Source organism: Pseudomonas sp. DR208, from assembly GCF_019823005.1.
Classification (GTDB): domain Bacteria; phylum Pseudomonadota; class Gammaproteobacteria; order Pseudomonadales; family Pseudomonadaceae; genus Aquipseudomonas; species Aquipseudomonas extremorientalis.
In genome coordinates, this window is record NZ_CP081944.1 from 1,676,655 (window position 1) to 1,693,150 (window position 16,496).

At 59.4% G+C, this 16,496-nt stretch carries 19 protein-coding genes; 17 read left to right on the top strand and 2 right to left on the bottom strand.

The window, feature by feature from the left end; genetic code table 11:
* The first annotated feature begins 228 nt into the window (after positions 1 to 228).
* The 5 genes from K5K89_RS07345 (at position 229) to ispD (ending at position 5,325) form a co-directional block, all read left to right on the top strand.
* Positions 229 to 1,860, top strand: coding sequence for a CTP synthase (locus K5K89_RS07345; protein WP_071488807.1), 1,632 nt, complete (start codon positions 229 to 231; stop codon positions 1,858 to 1,860).
* A 5-nt stretch (positions 1,861 to 1,865) separates the two neighbouring features.
* Complete coding sequence (gene kdsA, locus K5K89_RS07350; RefSeq protein WP_027604465.1) at positions 1,866 to 2,711, top strand: 3-deoxy-8-phosphooctulonate synthase; 846 nt, start codon at positions 1,866 to 1,868, stop codon at positions 2,709 to 2,711.
* A 157-nt stretch (positions 2,712 to 2,868) separates the two neighbouring features.
* Positions 2,869 to 4,158, top strand: coding sequence for a phosphopyruvate hydratase (eno, locus tag K5K89_RS07355; protein WP_071488808.1), 1,290 nt, complete (start codon positions 2,869 to 2,871; stop codon positions 4,156 to 4,158).
* A gap of 184 nt (positions 4,159 to 4,342) precedes the next feature.
* The gene (gene ftsB, locus K5K89_RS07360) at positions 4,343 to 4,621 is read left to right on the top strand and encodes a cell division protein FtsB (protein ID WP_003172294.1); all 279 of its coding nucleotides are present in this window, start codon (positions 4,343 to 4,345) and stop codon (positions 4,619 to 4,621) included.
* A complete protein-coding gene (gene ispD / locus K5K89_RS07365; RefSeq protein ID WP_222541109.1) occupies positions 4,618 to 5,325 on the top strand; it encodes a 2-C-methyl-D-erythritol 4-phosphate cytidylyltransferase in 708 nt (235 codons plus the stop codon). Before ftsB ends, ispD begins: the two co-directional genes overlap by 4 nt.
* 111 nt (positions 5,326 to 5,436) lie before the next feature.
* Here ispD and K5K89_RS07370 read toward each other — a convergent pair whose 3' ends face one another.
* The gene (locus K5K89_RS07370) at positions 5,437 to 6,333 is read right to left on the bottom strand and encodes a LysR substrate-binding domain-containing protein (protein WP_071488810.1); all 897 of its coding nucleotides are present in this window, start codon (positions 6,331 to 6,333) and stop codon (positions 5,437 to 5,439) included.
* Positions 6,334 to 6,443: 110 nt separating this feature from the next.
* On the opposite strand from K5K89_RS07370, the gene K5K89_RS07375 reads away from it, so the two are divergent.
* The 10 genes from K5K89_RS07375 to K5K89_RS07415 all read left to right on the top strand — a co-directional run bounded on the left by K5K89_RS07375 (position 6,444) and on the right by K5K89_RS07415 (position 14,870).
* Positions 6,444 to 7,556: an S-(hydroxymethyl)glutathione dehydrogenase/class III alcohol dehydrogenase gene (locus K5K89_RS07375; RefSeq protein ID WP_071488811.1), complete on the top strand. Its 1,113-nt coding sequence runs from the start codon at positions 6,444 to 6,446 to the stop codon at positions 7,554 to 7,556.
* Positions 7,557 to 7,564: 8 nt separating this feature from the next.
* On the top strand, positions 7,565 to 8,410 hold the full coding sequence (gene fghA, locus K5K89_RS07380) for an S-formylglutathione hydrolase (RefSeq protein WP_071488812.1): 846 nt from the start codon (positions 7,565 to 7,567) through the stop codon (positions 8,408 to 8,410).
* A gap of 53 nt (positions 8,411 to 8,463) precedes the next feature.
* Positions 8,464 to 8,937: a 2-C-methyl-D-erythritol 2,4-cyclodiphosphate synthase gene (gene ispF / locus K5K89_RS07385; protein WP_012722614.1), complete on the top strand. Its 474-nt coding sequence runs from the start codon at positions 8,464 to 8,466 to the stop codon at positions 8,935 to 8,937.
* Positions 8,934 to 9,992, top strand: a complete 1,059-nt coding sequence (gene truD, locus K5K89_RS07390) for a tRNA pseudouridine(13) synthase TruD (protein WP_222541110.1) — start codon at positions 8,934 to 8,936, stop codon at positions 9,990 to 9,992. Before ispF ends, truD begins: the two co-directional genes overlap by 4 nt.
* Positions 9,980 to 10,729, top strand: coding sequence for a 5'/3'-nucleotidase SurE (gene surE, locus K5K89_RS07395; RefSeq protein WP_071488814.1), 750 nt, complete (start codon positions 9,980 to 9,982; stop codon positions 10,727 to 10,729). The genes truD and surE overlap by 13 nt, the downstream gene beginning before the upstream one ends.
* A gap of 41 nt (positions 10,730 to 10,770) precedes the next feature.
* The gene (locus K5K89_RS07400) at positions 10,771 to 11,406 is read left to right on the top strand and encodes a protein-L-isoaspartate(D-aspartate) O-methyltransferase (RefSeq protein ID WP_170856035.1); all 636 of its coding nucleotides are present in this window, start codon (positions 10,771 to 10,773) and stop codon (positions 11,404 to 11,406) included.
* A gap of 209 nt (positions 11,407 to 11,615) precedes the next feature.
* The gene (locus K5K89_RS07405) at positions 11,616 to 12,452 is read left to right on the top strand and encodes a peptidoglycan DD-metalloendopeptidase family protein (RefSeq protein WP_071488816.1); all 837 of its coding nucleotides are present in this window, start codon (positions 11,616 to 11,618) and stop codon (positions 12,450 to 12,452) included.
* A gap of 106 nt (positions 12,453 to 12,558) precedes the next feature.
* Entirely contained in the window at positions 12,559 to 13,563 is a 1,005-nt protein-coding gene (gene rpoS / locus K5K89_RS07410; RefSeq protein WP_025855149.1) for an RNA polymerase sigma factor RpoS, read from the top strand.
* 171 nt (positions 13,564 to 13,734) lie between these two features.
* The gene (locus tag K5K89_RS28895) at positions 13,735 to 14,037 is read left to right on the top strand and encodes a transposase (protein WP_014717988.1); all 303 of its coding nucleotides are present in this window, start codon (positions 13,735 to 13,737) and stop codon (positions 14,035 to 14,037) included.
* A gap of 8 nt (positions 14,038 to 14,045) precedes the next feature.
* Entirely contained in the window at positions 14,046 to 14,870 is an 825-nt protein-coding gene (locus K5K89_RS07415) for an IS3 family transposase (RefSeq protein WP_409996326.1), read from the top strand.
* Positions 14,871 to 15,022: 152 nt separating this feature from the next.
* Here K5K89_RS07415 and K5K89_RS07420 read toward each other — a convergent pair whose 3' ends face one another.
* Positions 15,023 to 15,232, bottom strand: coding sequence for a cold-shock protein (locus K5K89_RS07420; protein ID WP_002554837.1), 210 nt, complete (start codon positions 15,230 to 15,232; stop codon positions 15,023 to 15,025).
* 389 nt (positions 15,233 to 15,621) lie between these two features.
* Between K5K89_RS07420 and dcd the strand changes: the two genes are divergently transcribed.
* Entirely contained in the window at positions 15,622 to 16,188 is a 567-nt protein-coding gene (gene dcd, locus K5K89_RS07425; RefSeq protein WP_071488817.1) for a dCTP deaminase, read from the top strand.
* A gap of 108 nt (positions 16,189 to 16,296) precedes the next feature.
* Positions 16,297 to 16,494 carry a hypothetical protein gene (locus K5K89_RS07430; protein ID WP_222541111.1) on the top strand — a complete coding sequence of 66 codons (198 nt, stop codon included), beginning with the start codon at positions 16,297 to 16,299 and terminating at the stop codon, positions 16,492 to 16,494.
* The last annotated feature ends 2 nt before the right edge of the window (positions 16,495 to 16,496 follow it).

Below are 16,496 nucleotides of genomic sequence, written 5' to 3' on the forward strand. Positions count from 1 at the left end.
GTGGATTCGACTGAATCGCAGCAGTTGCCGATTACCAAGCAGTCTTTGCTGGGCGATTCCAAAAAATGTGTAGCGATCAACGTACCGGTGTTTCATTGCTGGTCTGTCACCACGCGGCGGTTTTTTTGAAAGGTGCACTGTGATTAATGCAGGTGATCGGGGGCTTCGGCCTTCCTTCGCTTTCCCCGGCGGCTCGGACCGCTTTAACGCAGACTTCTAGGGTTTTTCATGACGCGCTACATATTCGTCACGGGCGGTGTTGTTTCTTCATTGGGGAAAGGCATTGCCTCCGCTTCATTGGCGGCCATCCTGGAGGCGCGGGGACTTAAGGTCACCATGCTCAAGCTGGACCCCTACATCAACGTTGACCCGGGCACCATGAGCCCGTTCCAGCACGGTGAAGTGTTCGTCACCCACGACGGCGCCGAAACCGACCTGGACCTGGGCCACTACGAGCGGTTCATCCGCACGACCATGACCCAGAACAACAACTTCACCACCGGCCGTGTCTACGAGCACGTGCTGCGCAAGGAGCGCCGTGGTGACTACCTGGGTGCAACCATCCAGGTGATCCCGCACATCACCGACGAAATCAAGCGCCGCATCATCAAGGGTGCCGGCGATGCCGACGTGGCGATGGTCGAGATCGGTGGCACCGTGGGTGACATCGAGTCCCAACCGTTCCTCGAAGCCATCCGCCAGTTGCGTTTCGAAGTCGGCGCCAAGCGCGCGATGCTGATGCACCTGACCCTGGTGCCGTACATCGCCACCGCCGGCGAGACCAAAACCAAGCCTACCCAGCACTCGGTCAAGGAACTGCGTTCCATCGGCCTGCAGCCGGACGTGCTGGTGTGCCGCTCCGATCACCCGATCGACATTTCCTCGCGTCGCAAGATCGCGCAATTCACCAACGTTGAAGAACGTGCGGTGATCGCGCTGGAAGACGCCGACACCATCTACAAGATCCCGGGCATCCTGCACTCCCAAGGCCTGGACGATTTTGTGGTCGAGCGCTTCGGCCTGCAATGCAACGGCGCGGACCTGTCCGAGTGGGAAGCCGTAGTCGACGCCAAGCTCAACCCTGAGCACGAAGTCACCATCGCCATGGTCGGCAAGTACATGGAGCTGCTGGACGCGTACAAGTCGCTGATCGAAGCGATGAGCCACGCGGGTATCAGCAACCGTACCAAGGTCAACCTGCGCTACATCGACTCCGAAGACATCGAGAACCAGGGCACCGCGCTGCTCGAAGGTGTCGACGCGATCCTCGTGCCAGGCGGTTTCGGCCTGCGTGGCGTGGAAGGCAAGATCACCGCGGTTCAGTACGCTCGTGAAAACAAGGTGCCGTACCTGGGGATCTGCCTGGGCATGCAAGTGGCTGTCATCGAGTTCGCCCGTAACGTGCTGGGCTGGAAGGACGCCAACTCCACCGAGTTCGACAGCAAGAGCGGTCACCCGGTCGTGGGCCTGATCACCGAGTGGGAAGATGCCACCGGCGCCGTCGAAGTCCGCACCGAAGCCTCCGACCTGGGCGGCACCATGCGCCTTGGCGCGCAGGACTGCCTGCTGGAGCCGGGCTCGCTGGTTCACGACTGCTACGGCAAGGACGTGATTGTCGAGCGTCACCGTCACCGCTACGAAGTGAACAACAACCTGCTGCCGCAGATCAAAGAGGCCGGCCTGAAGATCTCCGGTCGCTCCGGTGACGGCGCGCTGGTTGAAGTGGTCGAGGCGCCGGATCATCCGTGGTTCGTGGCGTGCCAGTTCCACCCTGAGTTCACCTCGACGCCGCGCGACGGTCACCCGTTGTTCAGCGGTTTCGTCAAGGCAGCCCTGACGCAACACCAGAAGAAGGCGTAACCCTGATGGCCCAGAAGATCATTCGCGTAGGCGACATCGAGATTGCCAACGACAAGCCCATGGTGCTGTTCGGTGGCATGAACGTGCTGGAAAGCCGTGACATGGCGATGCAGGTCTGTGAAGAGTACGTCAAGGTCACCGAGAAGCTCGGTATCCCTTACGTATTCAAGGCCAGCTTCGACAAGGCCAACCGTTCGTCCGTGACCTCCTATCGCGGCCCGGGCCTTGAAGAAGGCATGCGGATCTTCCAGGACATCAAGCAAGCCTTCGGCGTGCCGATCATCACCGACGTCCACGAGCCTGAGCAGGCTGCCGTGGTCGCCGAGGTGTGCGACATCATCCAGTTGCCGGCCTTCCTGTCGCGCCAGACCGACCTGGTCGTCGCGATGGCCAGGACCGGCGCTGTGATCAATATCAAGAAAGCCCAGTTCCTCGCACCCCAAGAGATGAAACACATCCTGAACAAGTGCGTGGAAGCGGGTAACGACCAACTGATCCTCTGCGAGCGGGGTTCGAGCTTCGGCTACAACAACCTCGTGGTGGACATGCTTGGTTTCGGCATCATGAAACAGTTCGAATACCCGGTGTTCTTCGACGTGACCCACGCGCTGCAAATGCCCGGTGGTCGCGCCGATTCCGCGGGCGGGCGTCGTGCCCAGGTGCTGGACCTGGCCAAGGCAGGCATCAGCCAGTCCCTGGCCGGCCTGTTCCTGGAAGCCCACCCGGACCCGGACAACGCCAAATGCGACGGCCCATGTGCCCTGCGCCTGGACAAGCTGGAGCCGTTCCTGGCCCAGCTCAAGCAGTTGGACGAACTGGTCAAGAGTTTTCCGACGGTAGAGACCGCGTAAGCGTCGTTTCTCCGGTAGACTTTCCCACGCTTTACGCTCAGGCCTATGGGCCTGAGCCTTGTCGCCTGCAAGCCTGCCCCGTTGTTCCACCCTTGCGGTCGGTCAAAAGATTCCCTTCAGCTGCGTCGTTTTCGTCAACTTTGGAGTGTTTACAACAATGGCAAAAATCGTCGACATCAAAGGTCGTGAAGTTCTCGACTCCCGTGGCAACCCCACCGTCGAAGCCGACGTGCTTCTCGATAACGGCATCATCGGCAGCGCCTGCGCGCCGTCCGGTGCTTCTACCGGTTCGCGCGAAGCGCTGGAACTGCGTGATGGCGACAAGGGCCGTTACCTGGGCAAAGGTGTACTGAAAGCCGTGGCCAACATCAACGGCCCGATCCGTGACCTGTTGCTGGGCAAGGACCCGCTGGACCAGAAAGCCCTGGACCACGCGATGATCAAGCTCGACGGCACCGAAAACAAAGGCAGCCTGGGCGCCAACGCCATCCTCGCCGTGTCCCTGGCCGCCGCCAAGGCCGCCGCACAGGACCAGGACCTGCCGCTGTACGCGCACATTGCCAACCTGAACGGCACCCCGGGCGTCTACTCGATGCCGGTACCGATGATGAACATCATCAACGGTGGCGAGCACGCCGATAACAACGTCGACATCCAGGAATTCATGGTACAGCCGGTCGGCGCCAAGTCCTTCTCCGAAGGCCTGCGCATGGGCACCGAGATTTTCCATCACCTCAAGGCTGTGCTGAAGGCCCGTGGCCTGAGCACTGCGGTGGGTGACGAAGGCGGTTTTGCACCGAACCTGGCGTCCAACGAAGATGCACTGAAAGTGATCTCCGAAGCCGTGGCCAACGCTGGCTACAAGCTGGGCACCGACGTGACCCTGGCCCTGGACTGCGCGGCCAGCGAGTTCTACGAGGACGGTAAGTACAACCTGTCCGGCGAAGGCCAGGTGTTCAACTCCGAAGGTTTCGCCGAATACCTGAAGGGCCTGACCCAGCGCTACCCGATCATCTCGATCGAAGACGGCCTGGACGAGTCCGACTGGGACGGCTGGAAAATCCTCACCGACAAGATCGGCGAGAAAATCCAACTGGTGGGCGACGACCTGTTCGTGACCAACACCAAGATCCTGAAAGAAGGCATCGATAAAAAGATCGCCAACTCGATCCTGATCAAGTTCAACCAGATCGGCACCCTGACCGAAACCCTGGAGGCCATCCAGATGGCCAAGGCTGCGGGCTACACCGCCGTGATCTCGCACCGCTCCGGCGAAACCGAAGATTCGACCATTGCCGACCTGGCCGTGGGCACCTCGGCTGGCCAGATCAAGACCGGTTCCCTGTGCCGTTCCGACCGTGTTTCCAAGTACAACCAATTGCTGCGTATCGAAGAGCAACTGGCTGGCAAGGCCAAGTACAACGGTCGCGGCGAGTTTCGCGGCTGATCGCTAGTTGATGGTGAAACATGGTAAAAAGTCGGCGGATTGCGTCGGAAAACTCACGACAGTGTGGATTTCGACGCTAATCTGATGGCTATCAAGCACAAGCCTGGTTTTTCCAGGCTTCGTGCTATCAGTTGCTGCAAAAGTTTTGCATGGCGGTCTTTTTTCACTGGATACCCGATATTCGATGCGCAGTCCCAATTGGTTGTTCCTCGTCTTGCTCTTGTTGCTGGCTGGCCTGCAGTACCGCCTATGGGTGGGTAATGGCAGCTTTGCGCAGGTAAAAGACCTGACCCAGCAAATTGCCGACCAGCACGCCGAAAACGAACGCCTGCTGGAGCGCAACCGCGTCCTCGATGCCGAAGTGCTTGAGTTGAAAAAAGGTACGGAGACCGTTGAAGAGCGGGCTCGTCATGAATTGGGCATGGTCAAGGAGGGTGAAACCCTCTACCAGTTGGCCCAATGAGTAGCCGTTTGCCGGCCTTCTGGGCCGTGATTCCTGCCGCGGGCGTCGGTGCCCGTATGGCCGCGGACCGTCCCAAGCAATATCTGCAACTGGGCGGGCGCAGTATTCTCGAACACAGCCTTGGCTGTTTTCTTGGCCATCCAGACCTTAAAGGGTTGGTGGTCAGTCTTGCTGTCGATGATCCTTACTGGCCCAACCTGCCTTGTGCCAACGACCCGCGCATCGTGCGTGCGGACGGCGGCGACGAGCGCTCGGGGTCTGTGCTCAATGCGCTGCTTCAGCTCAATGCCCTGGGCGCCAGTGATGACGATTGGGTGTTGGTGCATGATGCGGCACGGCCGAACCTGAGCCGTGATGATCTCGACAAGTTATTAAGTGAGCTGGCGAACGACCCTGTGGGTGGTCTGCTGGCCGTACCGGCCCGCGATACCCTCAAGCGCGTCGACAAGCGTGGCCGTGTGGTCGAGACCGTCGATCGCAGCCTGATCTGGCAGGCTTATACGCCGCAGATGTTCCGCCTGGGGGCTTTGCATCGTGCCTTGGCCGACAGTCTGGTGGCGGATGCGGTGATTACCGATGAAGCTTCGGCCATGGAGTGGTCCGGCCAGTCGCCACGCCTGATCGAAGGGCGCTCGGACAACATCAAGGTGACCCGGCCGGAAGATCTGGAATGGCTACGGCTGCGGTGGGTCAACCGCAGGTAATCTGCGATACCGTGTCGACCTCATCGGGGGCAAGCCCCCTCCCACATTGAAATATATTCCAAGTGTGGGAGGGGGCTTGCCCCCGATGAGGCCCGTCCAAACCACCAACAGTCAACTGCTGTACTCCGGCCTTTCAGCCAGCCCCTCCTTCAAGAAATCCACCAACTTCCTGACCTTCGGCGACAAATGCCTCTGCTGTGGATACAGCGCCCACACTGCCGTATTCGGCGGTTGATGCGCCTCCAGCAGCGACACCAGCGCGCCACTGTGCAAATGCTCCAGCACGTAATAGTCCGGCAACTGGCACAACCCGACGCCCTGTAGCGCCGCATCCAGCACCGCTTGCCCGCTGTTGCAGCGCCAATTTCCCTGCACGCGCTGGGAAAACTCCCGCCCGTCCTGGGCCAGTTGCCAGATATCCGAGCTGCCGATGAGACAGTTATGCCGGCTCAATTCCGACAAGCTATGTGGCCGACCATACCGAGCGAGGTAGGACGGCGACGCACACAGGTACATGCGCCTCGGCGCCAGTCGGCTGGCGACCATGCGCGAATCCTGCAGACGCCCCAGGCGGATCGCCAGGTCGAGGCCTTCGTGCACCAGGTCCAACTGGCGGTTGCTCAGCTCGATATCCACCCGCAACTGCGGATACAGCCCCATGAATCGGGTGACCAGCGGCACGATAAAGCGCTCGCCATACGCCACCGCGCAGGTCATGCGCAACATGCCCTTGGGCTCGCTGGTGAGGTCACCTACGGCGCGCAGGGCTTCTTCACGCCCGTCCTGCAGGCGTTGGCAGTGTTGCAGGAACGTCTGGCCTGCTTCGGTCAACGTCACTTTGCGCGTACTGCGATATAACAAGCGGGTTTGCAGGCGTTCTTCCAGACGCGCCACCTGCCGGCTGATATGGGAAGACGACACCCCCAGCCGTTCCGCAGCCGCTGTGAATTGGCCGCATTCGGCCACCGCGACAAATTCGTCGATACCTTCCCAGCGGTTTTCAAGCACGTGGATTATCCCTGTACAGCAATAAAGTTTTGCTTTTGCCTGGATTATTCATCAGTCAGGCATGTTTTACACTCACGCACTCAGTTTTTTAACCTCCTGGAGAAACCTGGATGATCAAGTCCCGCGCCGCCGTAGCCTTCGAAGCCAAGAAGCCCCTTGAGATCGTCGAAGTGGATGTCGCCATGCCCAAGGCGGGTGAAGTGCTGTTGCGCGTGGTCGCGTCCGGCGTGTGCCATACCGACGCCTATACCCTGTCGGGCGCCGACCCGGAAGGCATCTTCCCGTCGATCCTCGGTCACGAAGGCGGTGCCGTGGTTGAAGCGATCGGCGAAGGCGTGACGTCGGTGGCCGTGGGCGATCATGTGATCCCGCTGTACACCCCGGAATGCGGCAAGTGCAAGTTCTGCCTGTCGGGCAAGACCAACCTGTGCCAGGCCATCCGTTCCACCCAGGGCAAAGGCCTGATGCCGGACGGCACCACGCGTTTCTCCTACAAAGGCCAACCGATTTTCCACTACATGGGCACTTCGACGTTCTCCGAGTACACCGTGCTGCCGGAAATCTCCGTGGCCAGGATTCCTAAAGAGGCGCCGCTGGAAAAAGTCTGCCTGCTCGGTTGCGGCGTCACCACGGGGATCGGCGCGGTAATCAACACCGCCAAGGTCAAGCCAGGCGATACCGTGGCCATCTTCGGCCTCGGCGGTATCGGCCTGTCGGCAGTGATCGGTGCGGTCAAGGCCAAGGCGGGTCGCATCATCGCCATCGATATCAACCCGGCCAAGTTTGAAATCGCCAAGCAACTGGGGGCGACCGACTGCATCAACCCGAAAGACTACGATCGTCCGATCCAGGACGTGATCGTCGACCTCACCGACGGCGGCGTGGACTTCTCCTTCGAATGTATCGGCAACGTGCAACTGATGCGCGCCGCCCTCGAGTGCTGCCACAAAGGCTGGGGCGAGTCGGTGATCATCGGCGTGGCCGGTGCCGGCCAGGAAATCGCCACCCGTCCATTCCAGTTGGTGACCGGTCGCGTCTGGCGCGGTTCGGCCTTCGGTGGCGTGCGTGGTCGCTCCGAACTGCCAAGCTACGTAGAAATGGCCCAGACCGGCGAGATCCCGCTGGACACCTTCATCACCCACACCATGGGCCTGGAAGACATCAACAAAGCGTTTGACCTGATGCATGAAGGCAAGAGCATTCGTACCGTCATCCACTTCTGAGGTTCGCCATGAGTCTGGAAAACCTGTCGTGCCAGAAGAGTTTCGGCGGCTGGCATAAACGCTACAAGCATCATTCCGATGTGCTTGGTTGTGACATGACCTTCGCTGTCTACCTGCCGCCGCAAGCGGAGCAGGGCGGCAAATTGCCGGTGCTGTACTGGCTGTCCGGTCTCACTTGCACCGATGAGAACTTCATGCAGAAGGCGGGCGCGCAGCGCATGGCTGCCGAGCTGGGGTTGATCATCGTGGCGCCGGACACCAGCCCGCGAGGTCCGGGTGTGCCGGACGACCCGGATAACGCCTGGGATTTCGGTCTCGGTGCCGGCTTTTATCTGAATGCCACCCAGGAACCCTGGGCCAAGCACTACCGGATGTATGACTACGTCGTGCAAGAATTGCCGGCGTTGATCGAAGGGCATTTCCCTGCCTCGGATAAACGTGGCATCAGCGGCCACTCCATGGGTGGCCACGGTGCGCTGGTCTGTGCCTTGCGCAACCCCGGGCGCTACCTGTCGGTGTCGGCGTTTTCGCCGATCAACAACCCGATGGATTGCCCGTGGGGCCAGAAAGCGTTCTCCCGCTACTTGGGCGAAGAGCGTTCAAAATGGCGCGAGTGGGACACCTGTGTGCTGATCAGCGAAGCTACGGAAAAGCTGCCACTGCTGGTTGACCAGGGCGACCGCGACGACTTCCTCGCCGTGCAACTCAAGCCCGAAGCCCTGCAGCAGGCAGCCAAGGCGGCCAACCACCCGCTGGAACTGCGCCTGCAACCGGGCTATGACCACAGCTACTTCTTTATCGCCAGCTTCATCGAAGACCATTTGCGACACCATGGCCGTGCTTTGCTCGGTTAATGTGAGGCAAAAGTAGGTAGAATCACGCCCTGAATTAAATCGGGGCGTTTTTTATGCGTATTGGCCACGGCTACGATGTGCACCGTTTCGCCGAAGGCGATTTCATCACCCTGGGCGGCGTGCGCATCGCGCACCACCATGGTTTGCTGGCTCATTCCGACGGCGACGTCGTGTTGCATGCCTTGAGCGATGCCTTGCTCGGCGCGGCGGCGTTGGGTGATATCGGCAAGCATTTTCCGGACACCGACCCGACGTTCAAGGGCGCGGACAGCCGCGTCTTGCTGCGCCATGTGGTTGGCCTGATCCATGCCAAGGGCTGGAAAGTCGGCAACGTCGACAACACCATCGTGGCCCAGGCGCCGAAGATGGCCCCGCATATCGAGTCGATGCGCGCGCTGATTGCCGCCGACCTGCAAATTGAACTGGATCAAGTCAACGTGAAAGCCACCACCACCGAAAAGCTCGGGTTCACCGGCCGTGAAGAGGGCATTGCCGTGCACTCCGTTGCCTTGTTGCTGCGCGCATGAATGACCTGCACCTGCTGGGCCCTCGGGCCTATGGCGAGGCCTTGGGCAGCGCGGTACTGAAGGCGACGGCCGAAGACTTCCAGGTTGACGAAGTGCTGGACATTCCGCTGACCGGCGAAGGCGAACACCTGTGGTTGTGGGTGGAAAAGCGCGGCCTCAACACCGAGGAAGCCGCGCGGCGTATCGCCAGGGCGGCCGGCGTGCCGTTACGCACCGTCAGCTATGCCGGGCTCAAGGATCGCCAGGCGTTGACTCGCCAATGGTTCAGCGTGCAACTGCCGGGCAAGGCCGACCCGGACATGAGCGCGGCAGAGAACGACACGCTCAAGGTTCTCAAGACCGCTCGCCACAAGCGCAAGCTGCAGCGCGGTGCGCATTCGGCCAATGGGTTCACTTTGCGTCTGACGCAGTTGGCCGGTGATACCGCAGCCATCGATGCGCGGTTGCAACAGATTGCCCAACACGGCATTCCCAACTATTTCGGTGCCCAGCGTTTTGGCCACAACGGCGGCAATGTCGTGGACGCTCGCGAGTGGGCCGCCCGCAAAGCCTTGCCGGAACAGCGCAATGTGCGTTCGCGGTTGTTGTCCACCGCCCGCAGCTTTTTGTTCAACAAAGTGCTGGCGGCACGTGTGGCCGATGGCTCGTGGCAACGGGCCCAGGTCGGCGACCTGCTGGCGTTTACCGATAGCCGCAGTTTTTTTCCGGCTGGCGAAGCGGAATGCAGTGACCCGCGCCTGGCAATCCTGGACCTGCACCCGACCGGGCCGCAGTGGGGCGAGGGCGACTCGCCGGCCAGTGGTGCAACCTTCGAGCTGGAACAGGCGGTTGCCGCTGGTGAAGCCGACCTGCGAGATTGGCTGGTGAATGCCGGCATGAGCCAGGAACGTCGCATTCTTCGACTGCCCATTGGCGGTTTGACGTGGCATTATCCCTCGCTGGACATTCTGCAATTGGAATTCGTCCTGCCGGCCGGATGCTTCGCCACTGTGTTGGTGCGCGAGCTTGTTGATCTGGTGCCGGTGGGGCAGACGGACAACCCATGCGTATTCTGATATCAAACGATGACGGTGCCACCGCACCCGGTCTTGCCGCGCTTTATGCTGCGCTGCAGGATTATGCCGAGTGCGTGGTGGTTGCCCCCGACCAGGACAAGAGTGGCGCCAGCAGTTCGTTGACGCTCGACCGTCCGCTGCACCCGCAAGTCCTGGCCAATGGCTTTATCAGTGTGAACGGCACGCCTACCGACTGCGTCCACCTGGCAATCAACAGTCTGCTGGAGCAGGCGCCGGACCTGGTGGTGTCGGGCATCAACCTGGGTGCAAACCTGGGGGATGATGTGCTGTATTCCGGGACCGTGGCGGCGGCCCTTGAGGGGCGCTTCCTGGGTCGTACTGGGTTCGCCTTTTCGTTTGCCTCGCGGCAACTGGATAACCTGGCAACCGCTGCGCATTTTGCGCGCAAGCTGGTGGAGGCCCATGGCTCTCTGGATCTGCCACCGCGTACGGTGCTCAACGTCAATATTCCCAACCTGCCCCTTGATCATATTCGCGGTATCAAGCTGACGCGCCTGGGCCATCGTGCCCGTGCGGCGGCGCCGTTGAAGGTGGTCGACCCGCGTGGCAAGGAAGGCTATTGGATTGCCGCAGCGGGTGATGCCGAAGATGGCGGTGAAGGCACGGACTTTCATGCGGTGATGCAAGGCTATGTGTCGATTACCCCATTGCAATTTGATCGCACCTTCAGTGATGCCTTCAGTGGTCTCGATGGCTGGCTGGAGGGGCTGCGCTGATGGGCCGTGAACAAGACGACTTGCTGCGTCGGGGCATCGGGATGACGTCCCAGCGTACCCGCGAACGCCTGATCCAGCGCCTGTACGAAGAAGGGTTGTCCAACGCCCAAGTGCTGGAAGTGATCCGGCGTACGCCTCGCCATCTGTTTGTCGATGAAGCCCTGGCTCACCGAGCCTACGAAGACACAGCGTTGCCCATCGGCCATAACCAGACCATCTCCCAACCGTACATGGTGGCGCGCATGAGCGAGCTGCTGCTGGCGGCGGGGCCGTTGGACAAGGTGCTGGAAATCGGCACCGGCTCCGGCTACCAGACCGCCGTGCTGGCGCAACTGGTGGAGCGGGTGTTCTCGGTCGAGCGCATCAAGGTGCTGCAAGACCGGGCCAAGGAGCGTCTGGTGGAGTTGAACCTGCGCAACGTGGTATTCCGCTGGGGTGACGGCTGGGAAGGCTGGCCGGCGCTGGCGCCGTACAACGGCATCATCGTCACCGCTGTGGCCACCGATATCCCGCAAGCGTTGCTCGATCAACTTGCCCCAGGCGGACGCCTGGTGATCCCGGTGGGATCCGGCGAAGTGCAACAATTGATGCTCATTATCCGTGAGGACGAAGGCTTTTCCCGGCATGTGCTGGGGGCCGTGCGTTTTGTGCCGTTGCTCAATGGGCCGCTGGCCTGATCATTTGTTCGCGGGCAGTGAATTCTGTTGGCGGGGATGTGTCTTACGGCGGGGTCCATCGAGTCAACATGATCGGGAGTCGGAATTAAACGCGATGAATGTTTCGTTTCCGTCGTGTGCCGGTAAAACTCCAATGCCCAGTTATACTTGCGTCATATTTCAAGCCTGATACAGGCATTCATGTTCAGCCACCACAAAGGGAGCGGCGGGTGAGTCTCACAGGTCTTGCGCAGCGTATGAGTAAAACAAGCTTTCATCGACTGGTGCTTGGCCTCGTCTTCAGTTCCGTGCTGGTCGGCTGCTCCAGCTCGCCAAGCAGCGGTGCACGGGTGGTTGACCGTAACAATGCCGTCCCGCAAAAGCCGACGGTGACCACCGGGCAATACGTGGTGCGCAAAGGCGATACATTGTTCTCGATTGCTTTCCGGTATGGCTGGGACTACAAGGCGCTCGCAGCTCGTAACAATATTCCCGTGCCCTACACGATACATCCCGGTCAGACGATTCGTTTCGACGGCCGCACCGGTTCTGCGCCTACGACAGTTGTGACAAACACCGGATCTTCGCCGTCGTCCTCCAGCAAAACCACCATCATTACCCGGCCTGCAGGCACCGCCGCGCCCGCTCCTGCAAGCAAGCCGGCACCCGCGCCGCTGCCACCTGCCGGGCCTGCACCGACCGGTTGGGGATGGCCCTCAAACGGAGTGCTGATTGGAAAATTCTCTTCAAACGGTAGTTTGAATAAAGGCATTGATATCGCCGGAGATTTGGGACAGCCTGTTTTAGCTGCGTCTGATGGGACAGTGGTGTACGCCGGGAGTGGTTTACGGGGCTACGGCGAGCTGGTCATCATCAAACACAGCGATACCTACGTCAGTGCTTACGGTCACAACCGCAGGCTGTTGGTTCGGGAGGGGCAGCAGGTCAAAGTCGGACAGACAATTGCCGAAATGGGGTCAACTGGTACAGACCGGGTGAAACTGCACTTTGAGATTCGCCGTCAAGGGAAGCCTGTAGATCCACTGCAATTCCTACCCCGTCGTTGATATGTTGCACAGCCTGTTCCCTCACGTAGAAGGAACAGGCTCCAGCGTTGCCAAGGATAAAGGCGCCGCTTGAGCTTGAGGTCGAACTCACCAAAGGACTATAACAATGGCTCTCAGTAAAGAAGCGCCGGAGTTTGACATCGACGATGAGGTTCTCCTGATGGAGACCGGTATCGCTACGGAATCGATGTCGAATGAGGGACCTGCTGTACCTTCAGTTCGCACCAAATCCAAGAACTCCACCGCGTTAAAGCAACACAAGTACATCGACTACACACGGGCGCTCGATGCGACCCAGCTGTATCTCAATGAAATCGGCTTTTCCCCTCTGCTGACCCCCGAAGAAGAAGTCCATTTTGCGCGTTTGTCGCAAAAGGGCGATCCGGCTGGGCGCAAGCGCATGATTGAAAGCAACCTGCGCCTGGTGGTGAAAATCGCCCGACGCTATGTCAATCGCGGGCTGTCCCTGTTGGACCTGATCGAGGAAGGCAACCTGGGTCTGATCCGGGCGGTGGAGAAGTTCGACCCTGAGCGGGGTTTCCGCTTTTCGACCTATGCCACCTGGTGGATTCGCCAGACCATCGAACGGGCGATCATGAATCAGACCCGCACGATCCGGTTGCCGATCCATGTGGTCAAGGAGCTCAACGTCTACCTGCGGGCAGCGCGTGAGCTTACTCAAAAACTCGATCATGAACCTTCGCCCGAAGAAATCGCCAACCTGCTGGAAAAACCGGTAGGGGAGGTCAAGCGCATGCTGGGCCTCAACGAGCGTGTGTCTTCGGTCGACGTCTCGCTGGGTCCGGATTCGGATAAAACCCTGCTGGACACCCTGACCGATGATCGTCCTACGGATCCTTGCGAGCTGTTGCAGGACGATGATCTGTCCCAAAGCATTGACCAGTGGTTGTCGGAGCTCACGGACAAACAGCGCGAGGTGGTGATTCGCCGCTTCGGCCTGCGTGGCCATGAGAGCAGCACCCTGGAAGACGTAGGCCTGGAGATCGGCCTGACCCGTGAGCGGGTACGGCAGATCCAGGTAGAAGGGCTCAAGCGCTTGCGCGAGATCCTGGAGAAGAATGGCTTGTCGAGTGAGTCGTTGTTTCAGTAACGACCCAGCTTTAATGCTTGAATGTGGGAGGGGGCTTGCCCCCGATAGCGGTGACTCAGTCAAATCTTTATTGACTGACACACCGCAATCGGGGGCAAGCTGAACTGGCCTAATGATTTTGGACACTTCAATCGGGCGCTATGATAGCGCCCAAATCTGAGGTGTTTGGATATGCGTAAATCTTATTCGAGTGAGTTCAAGCTCAAGGCTGCCAGCATGGTGCTGGATGAAGGTCAGCCGGTTACCGAGGTCTGTGCCAGCCTGGATATTGGTCCTACTGCTCTGCGCCGTTGGGTCGATCAAGTGCAAAAAGAACGCTTGGGCTCGACTCCGGTGGGAGCCAAGGCAATTACCGCTGATCAACGAGAGATCCAGAGACTCAAAGCCCTGCTCAGGGAGAAAGACCTGGACATTGAAATCTTAAAAAAGGCCAGTGCTCTCCTGCTTTTGGACGCCAAAGATCATTCACGCTGATCGATGAGCTGGACGAGCAGTACGGCGTTAAAAGGTGTTGCCGGGCGTTCGGGGTTAACCGCAGCAGCTTCTATGCCTGGCGCCAGCGCCAGGGCAGAGCAAATCCTGAGCGGGAAAAGCTCAAAGCCGCGCTGGTCAGGCACCACAAGGCGTCGAGAGAGTCGGCGGGCGCACGTACCTTGTCCAAGGAGCTGCAAGCCAAAGGACATCGTGTCGGACGTTACATGGCTCGCAATTTGATGCGCGAGGCTGGCATCGCTAGTCGTCAGCGCAGGCGCCATAAGTACAAGTCGCCGGGCGTGGAGGCCTTGGTGGCGCCGCATGTGCTCAAGCGGAAATTTGATGTGACGGCGGTTAATCAGGTGTGGTGTGGCGACGTAACGTACATCAAGGTCGGCAAGCGTTGGATGTACTTCGCCGCCGTTCTGGATCTGTACGCTCGCAGGATCGTAGGCTGGTCGTTCTCGATGATTTCGGATGCCAACCTGACCTGCGAGGCACTACGCATGGCAGTTGAGCTACGCGGCCATCCCGAGGATGTGTTGTTTCACTCTGACCAAGGTTGCCAGTACACCAGCCATAAATTCCGAAACGCGCTTGTGAAGCATGGGTTTAGGCAAAGTATGAGCCGTAAAGGCGAGTGCTGGGACAACGCCCCGATGGAGCGTTTCTTTGGTAGTTTGAAATCCGAGTGGGTTCCTGAAACGGGCTACAAACTGGAGCATGAGGCCCGGGCAGATGTGCAGCGCTATGTCTCGCGCTACAACATCAGCAGGCCTCACAGCTACAACGACTACCGGTCGCCGGTCGCGAAGGAAAGGTTGGCGGCATGAACCTTAATCGGTGTCCAAGATTACTTGACCAGTTCAAGCCCCCTCCCACATTGGTTTTATGCAGAGTCTTATAGGGGGGCATAGGGTCAAATCCCAGGCATAAAAAAACCCCGCTTTTAAGGGCGGGGTCTTTTTGACTGAGTCAGTACAAGTTAGATAACTTGAACTTCTTCAGCTTGCATGCCTTTCTGACCGCGGGTAGCGATGAAAGAAACCTGTTGGCCTTCTTTCAGGCTTTTGAAGCCGTCGGATTGGATAGCTTTGAAGTGAACGAACAGGTCGTCACCGGATTGTGGAGTGATGAAGCCGAAGCCTTTTTCATCGTTGAACCACTTAACGGTACCAGTTTGGCGATTAGACATGGTGTATCTCCTTGGACAAAGTTAACTGCGACTCAGGAAAAGCCCTGGCCGAGACTGAGTGCAAAGAGCAGGAAAAATTCTTGGAGATGGTTGGATCGAAATTCAACATATCGTGTAGAGATTCTCAGTGACACAAGCAGCACAGTGGCGCCACCTTAACCCTTTTTCCGGAACGTGCCAATGGTATTTCCGAAGGTTTCTCCATTTTCGTGACTGGCGGTGGTATTTCCGGTCACCCTGCACGTCAATGCGGGTCCCGGCCCCGCTGGCTGCGGCTGATAGCAGCAGGCGCGTTCATCAAGAAAAGCCGCGTGGCCTTTGAACCCCAACGCCGGCCCCGGTAAGATGCCCCACAGAATTTTTCCACCTCGCTATTCAGGACACCCGCCATGAGCATCAAATCGGACAAGTGGATTCGCCGCATGGCGCAAGAGCACGGCATGATCGAACCGTTCGTCGAGCGCCAGATCCGTGGCCAAGGCGATGCCCCGGTGATTTCCTACGGTGTTTCCAGCTACGGCTACGATGTGCGCTGCGCCGATGAGTTCAAGGTGTTCACCAATATCAACTCGGCGATCGTCGATCCGAAGAACTTCGACGAAAAGAGCTTCGTCGACATCAAGAGCGACGTGTGCATCATCCCGCCCAACTCCTTCGCCCTGGCGCGCACCGTGGAGTTCTTCCGTATCCCGCGTGACGTGCTGACTATTTGCCTGGGTAAAAGCACCTACGCGCGTTGTGGCATCATCGTCAACGTGACGCCGCTTGAGCCGGAGTGGGAAGGCCACGTAACCCTCGAGTTCTCCAACACCACCACCTTGCCGGCGAAGATCTACGCCAACGAAGGTGTGGCGCAGATGCTGTTCCTGCAGTCCGACGAGGCCTGTGAAGTGTCCTACAAAGACCGTGCCGGCAAGTACCAGGGCCAGCGCGGAGTCACTCTCCCACGCGCTTGATCGAAAGGTCTTACACGCTAAGGGAATTAGTCTGCAGAAAGTGACTCTATCTAGGTGTACTGCCTCGGCGCGTGTAAAACGTGCCGGGCCACGCTTGAGGAGTACCTTATGAAGCTCGACCCGCGAATCAGCGCAGAACTTGCCCGGCTTGAACCCAACCAGATTGGCGTTCTGGCCTGGTCCCTGATGGCCGACCCCGCATACGGGGGCGGCATCCCCGGCCAACCCGAGCCGGACTACCCACAACCCGCCGAACCCGGTGAGCCGACCCTGCCGGACGAGCCACCACCCGCACCTGTCGCCTGATA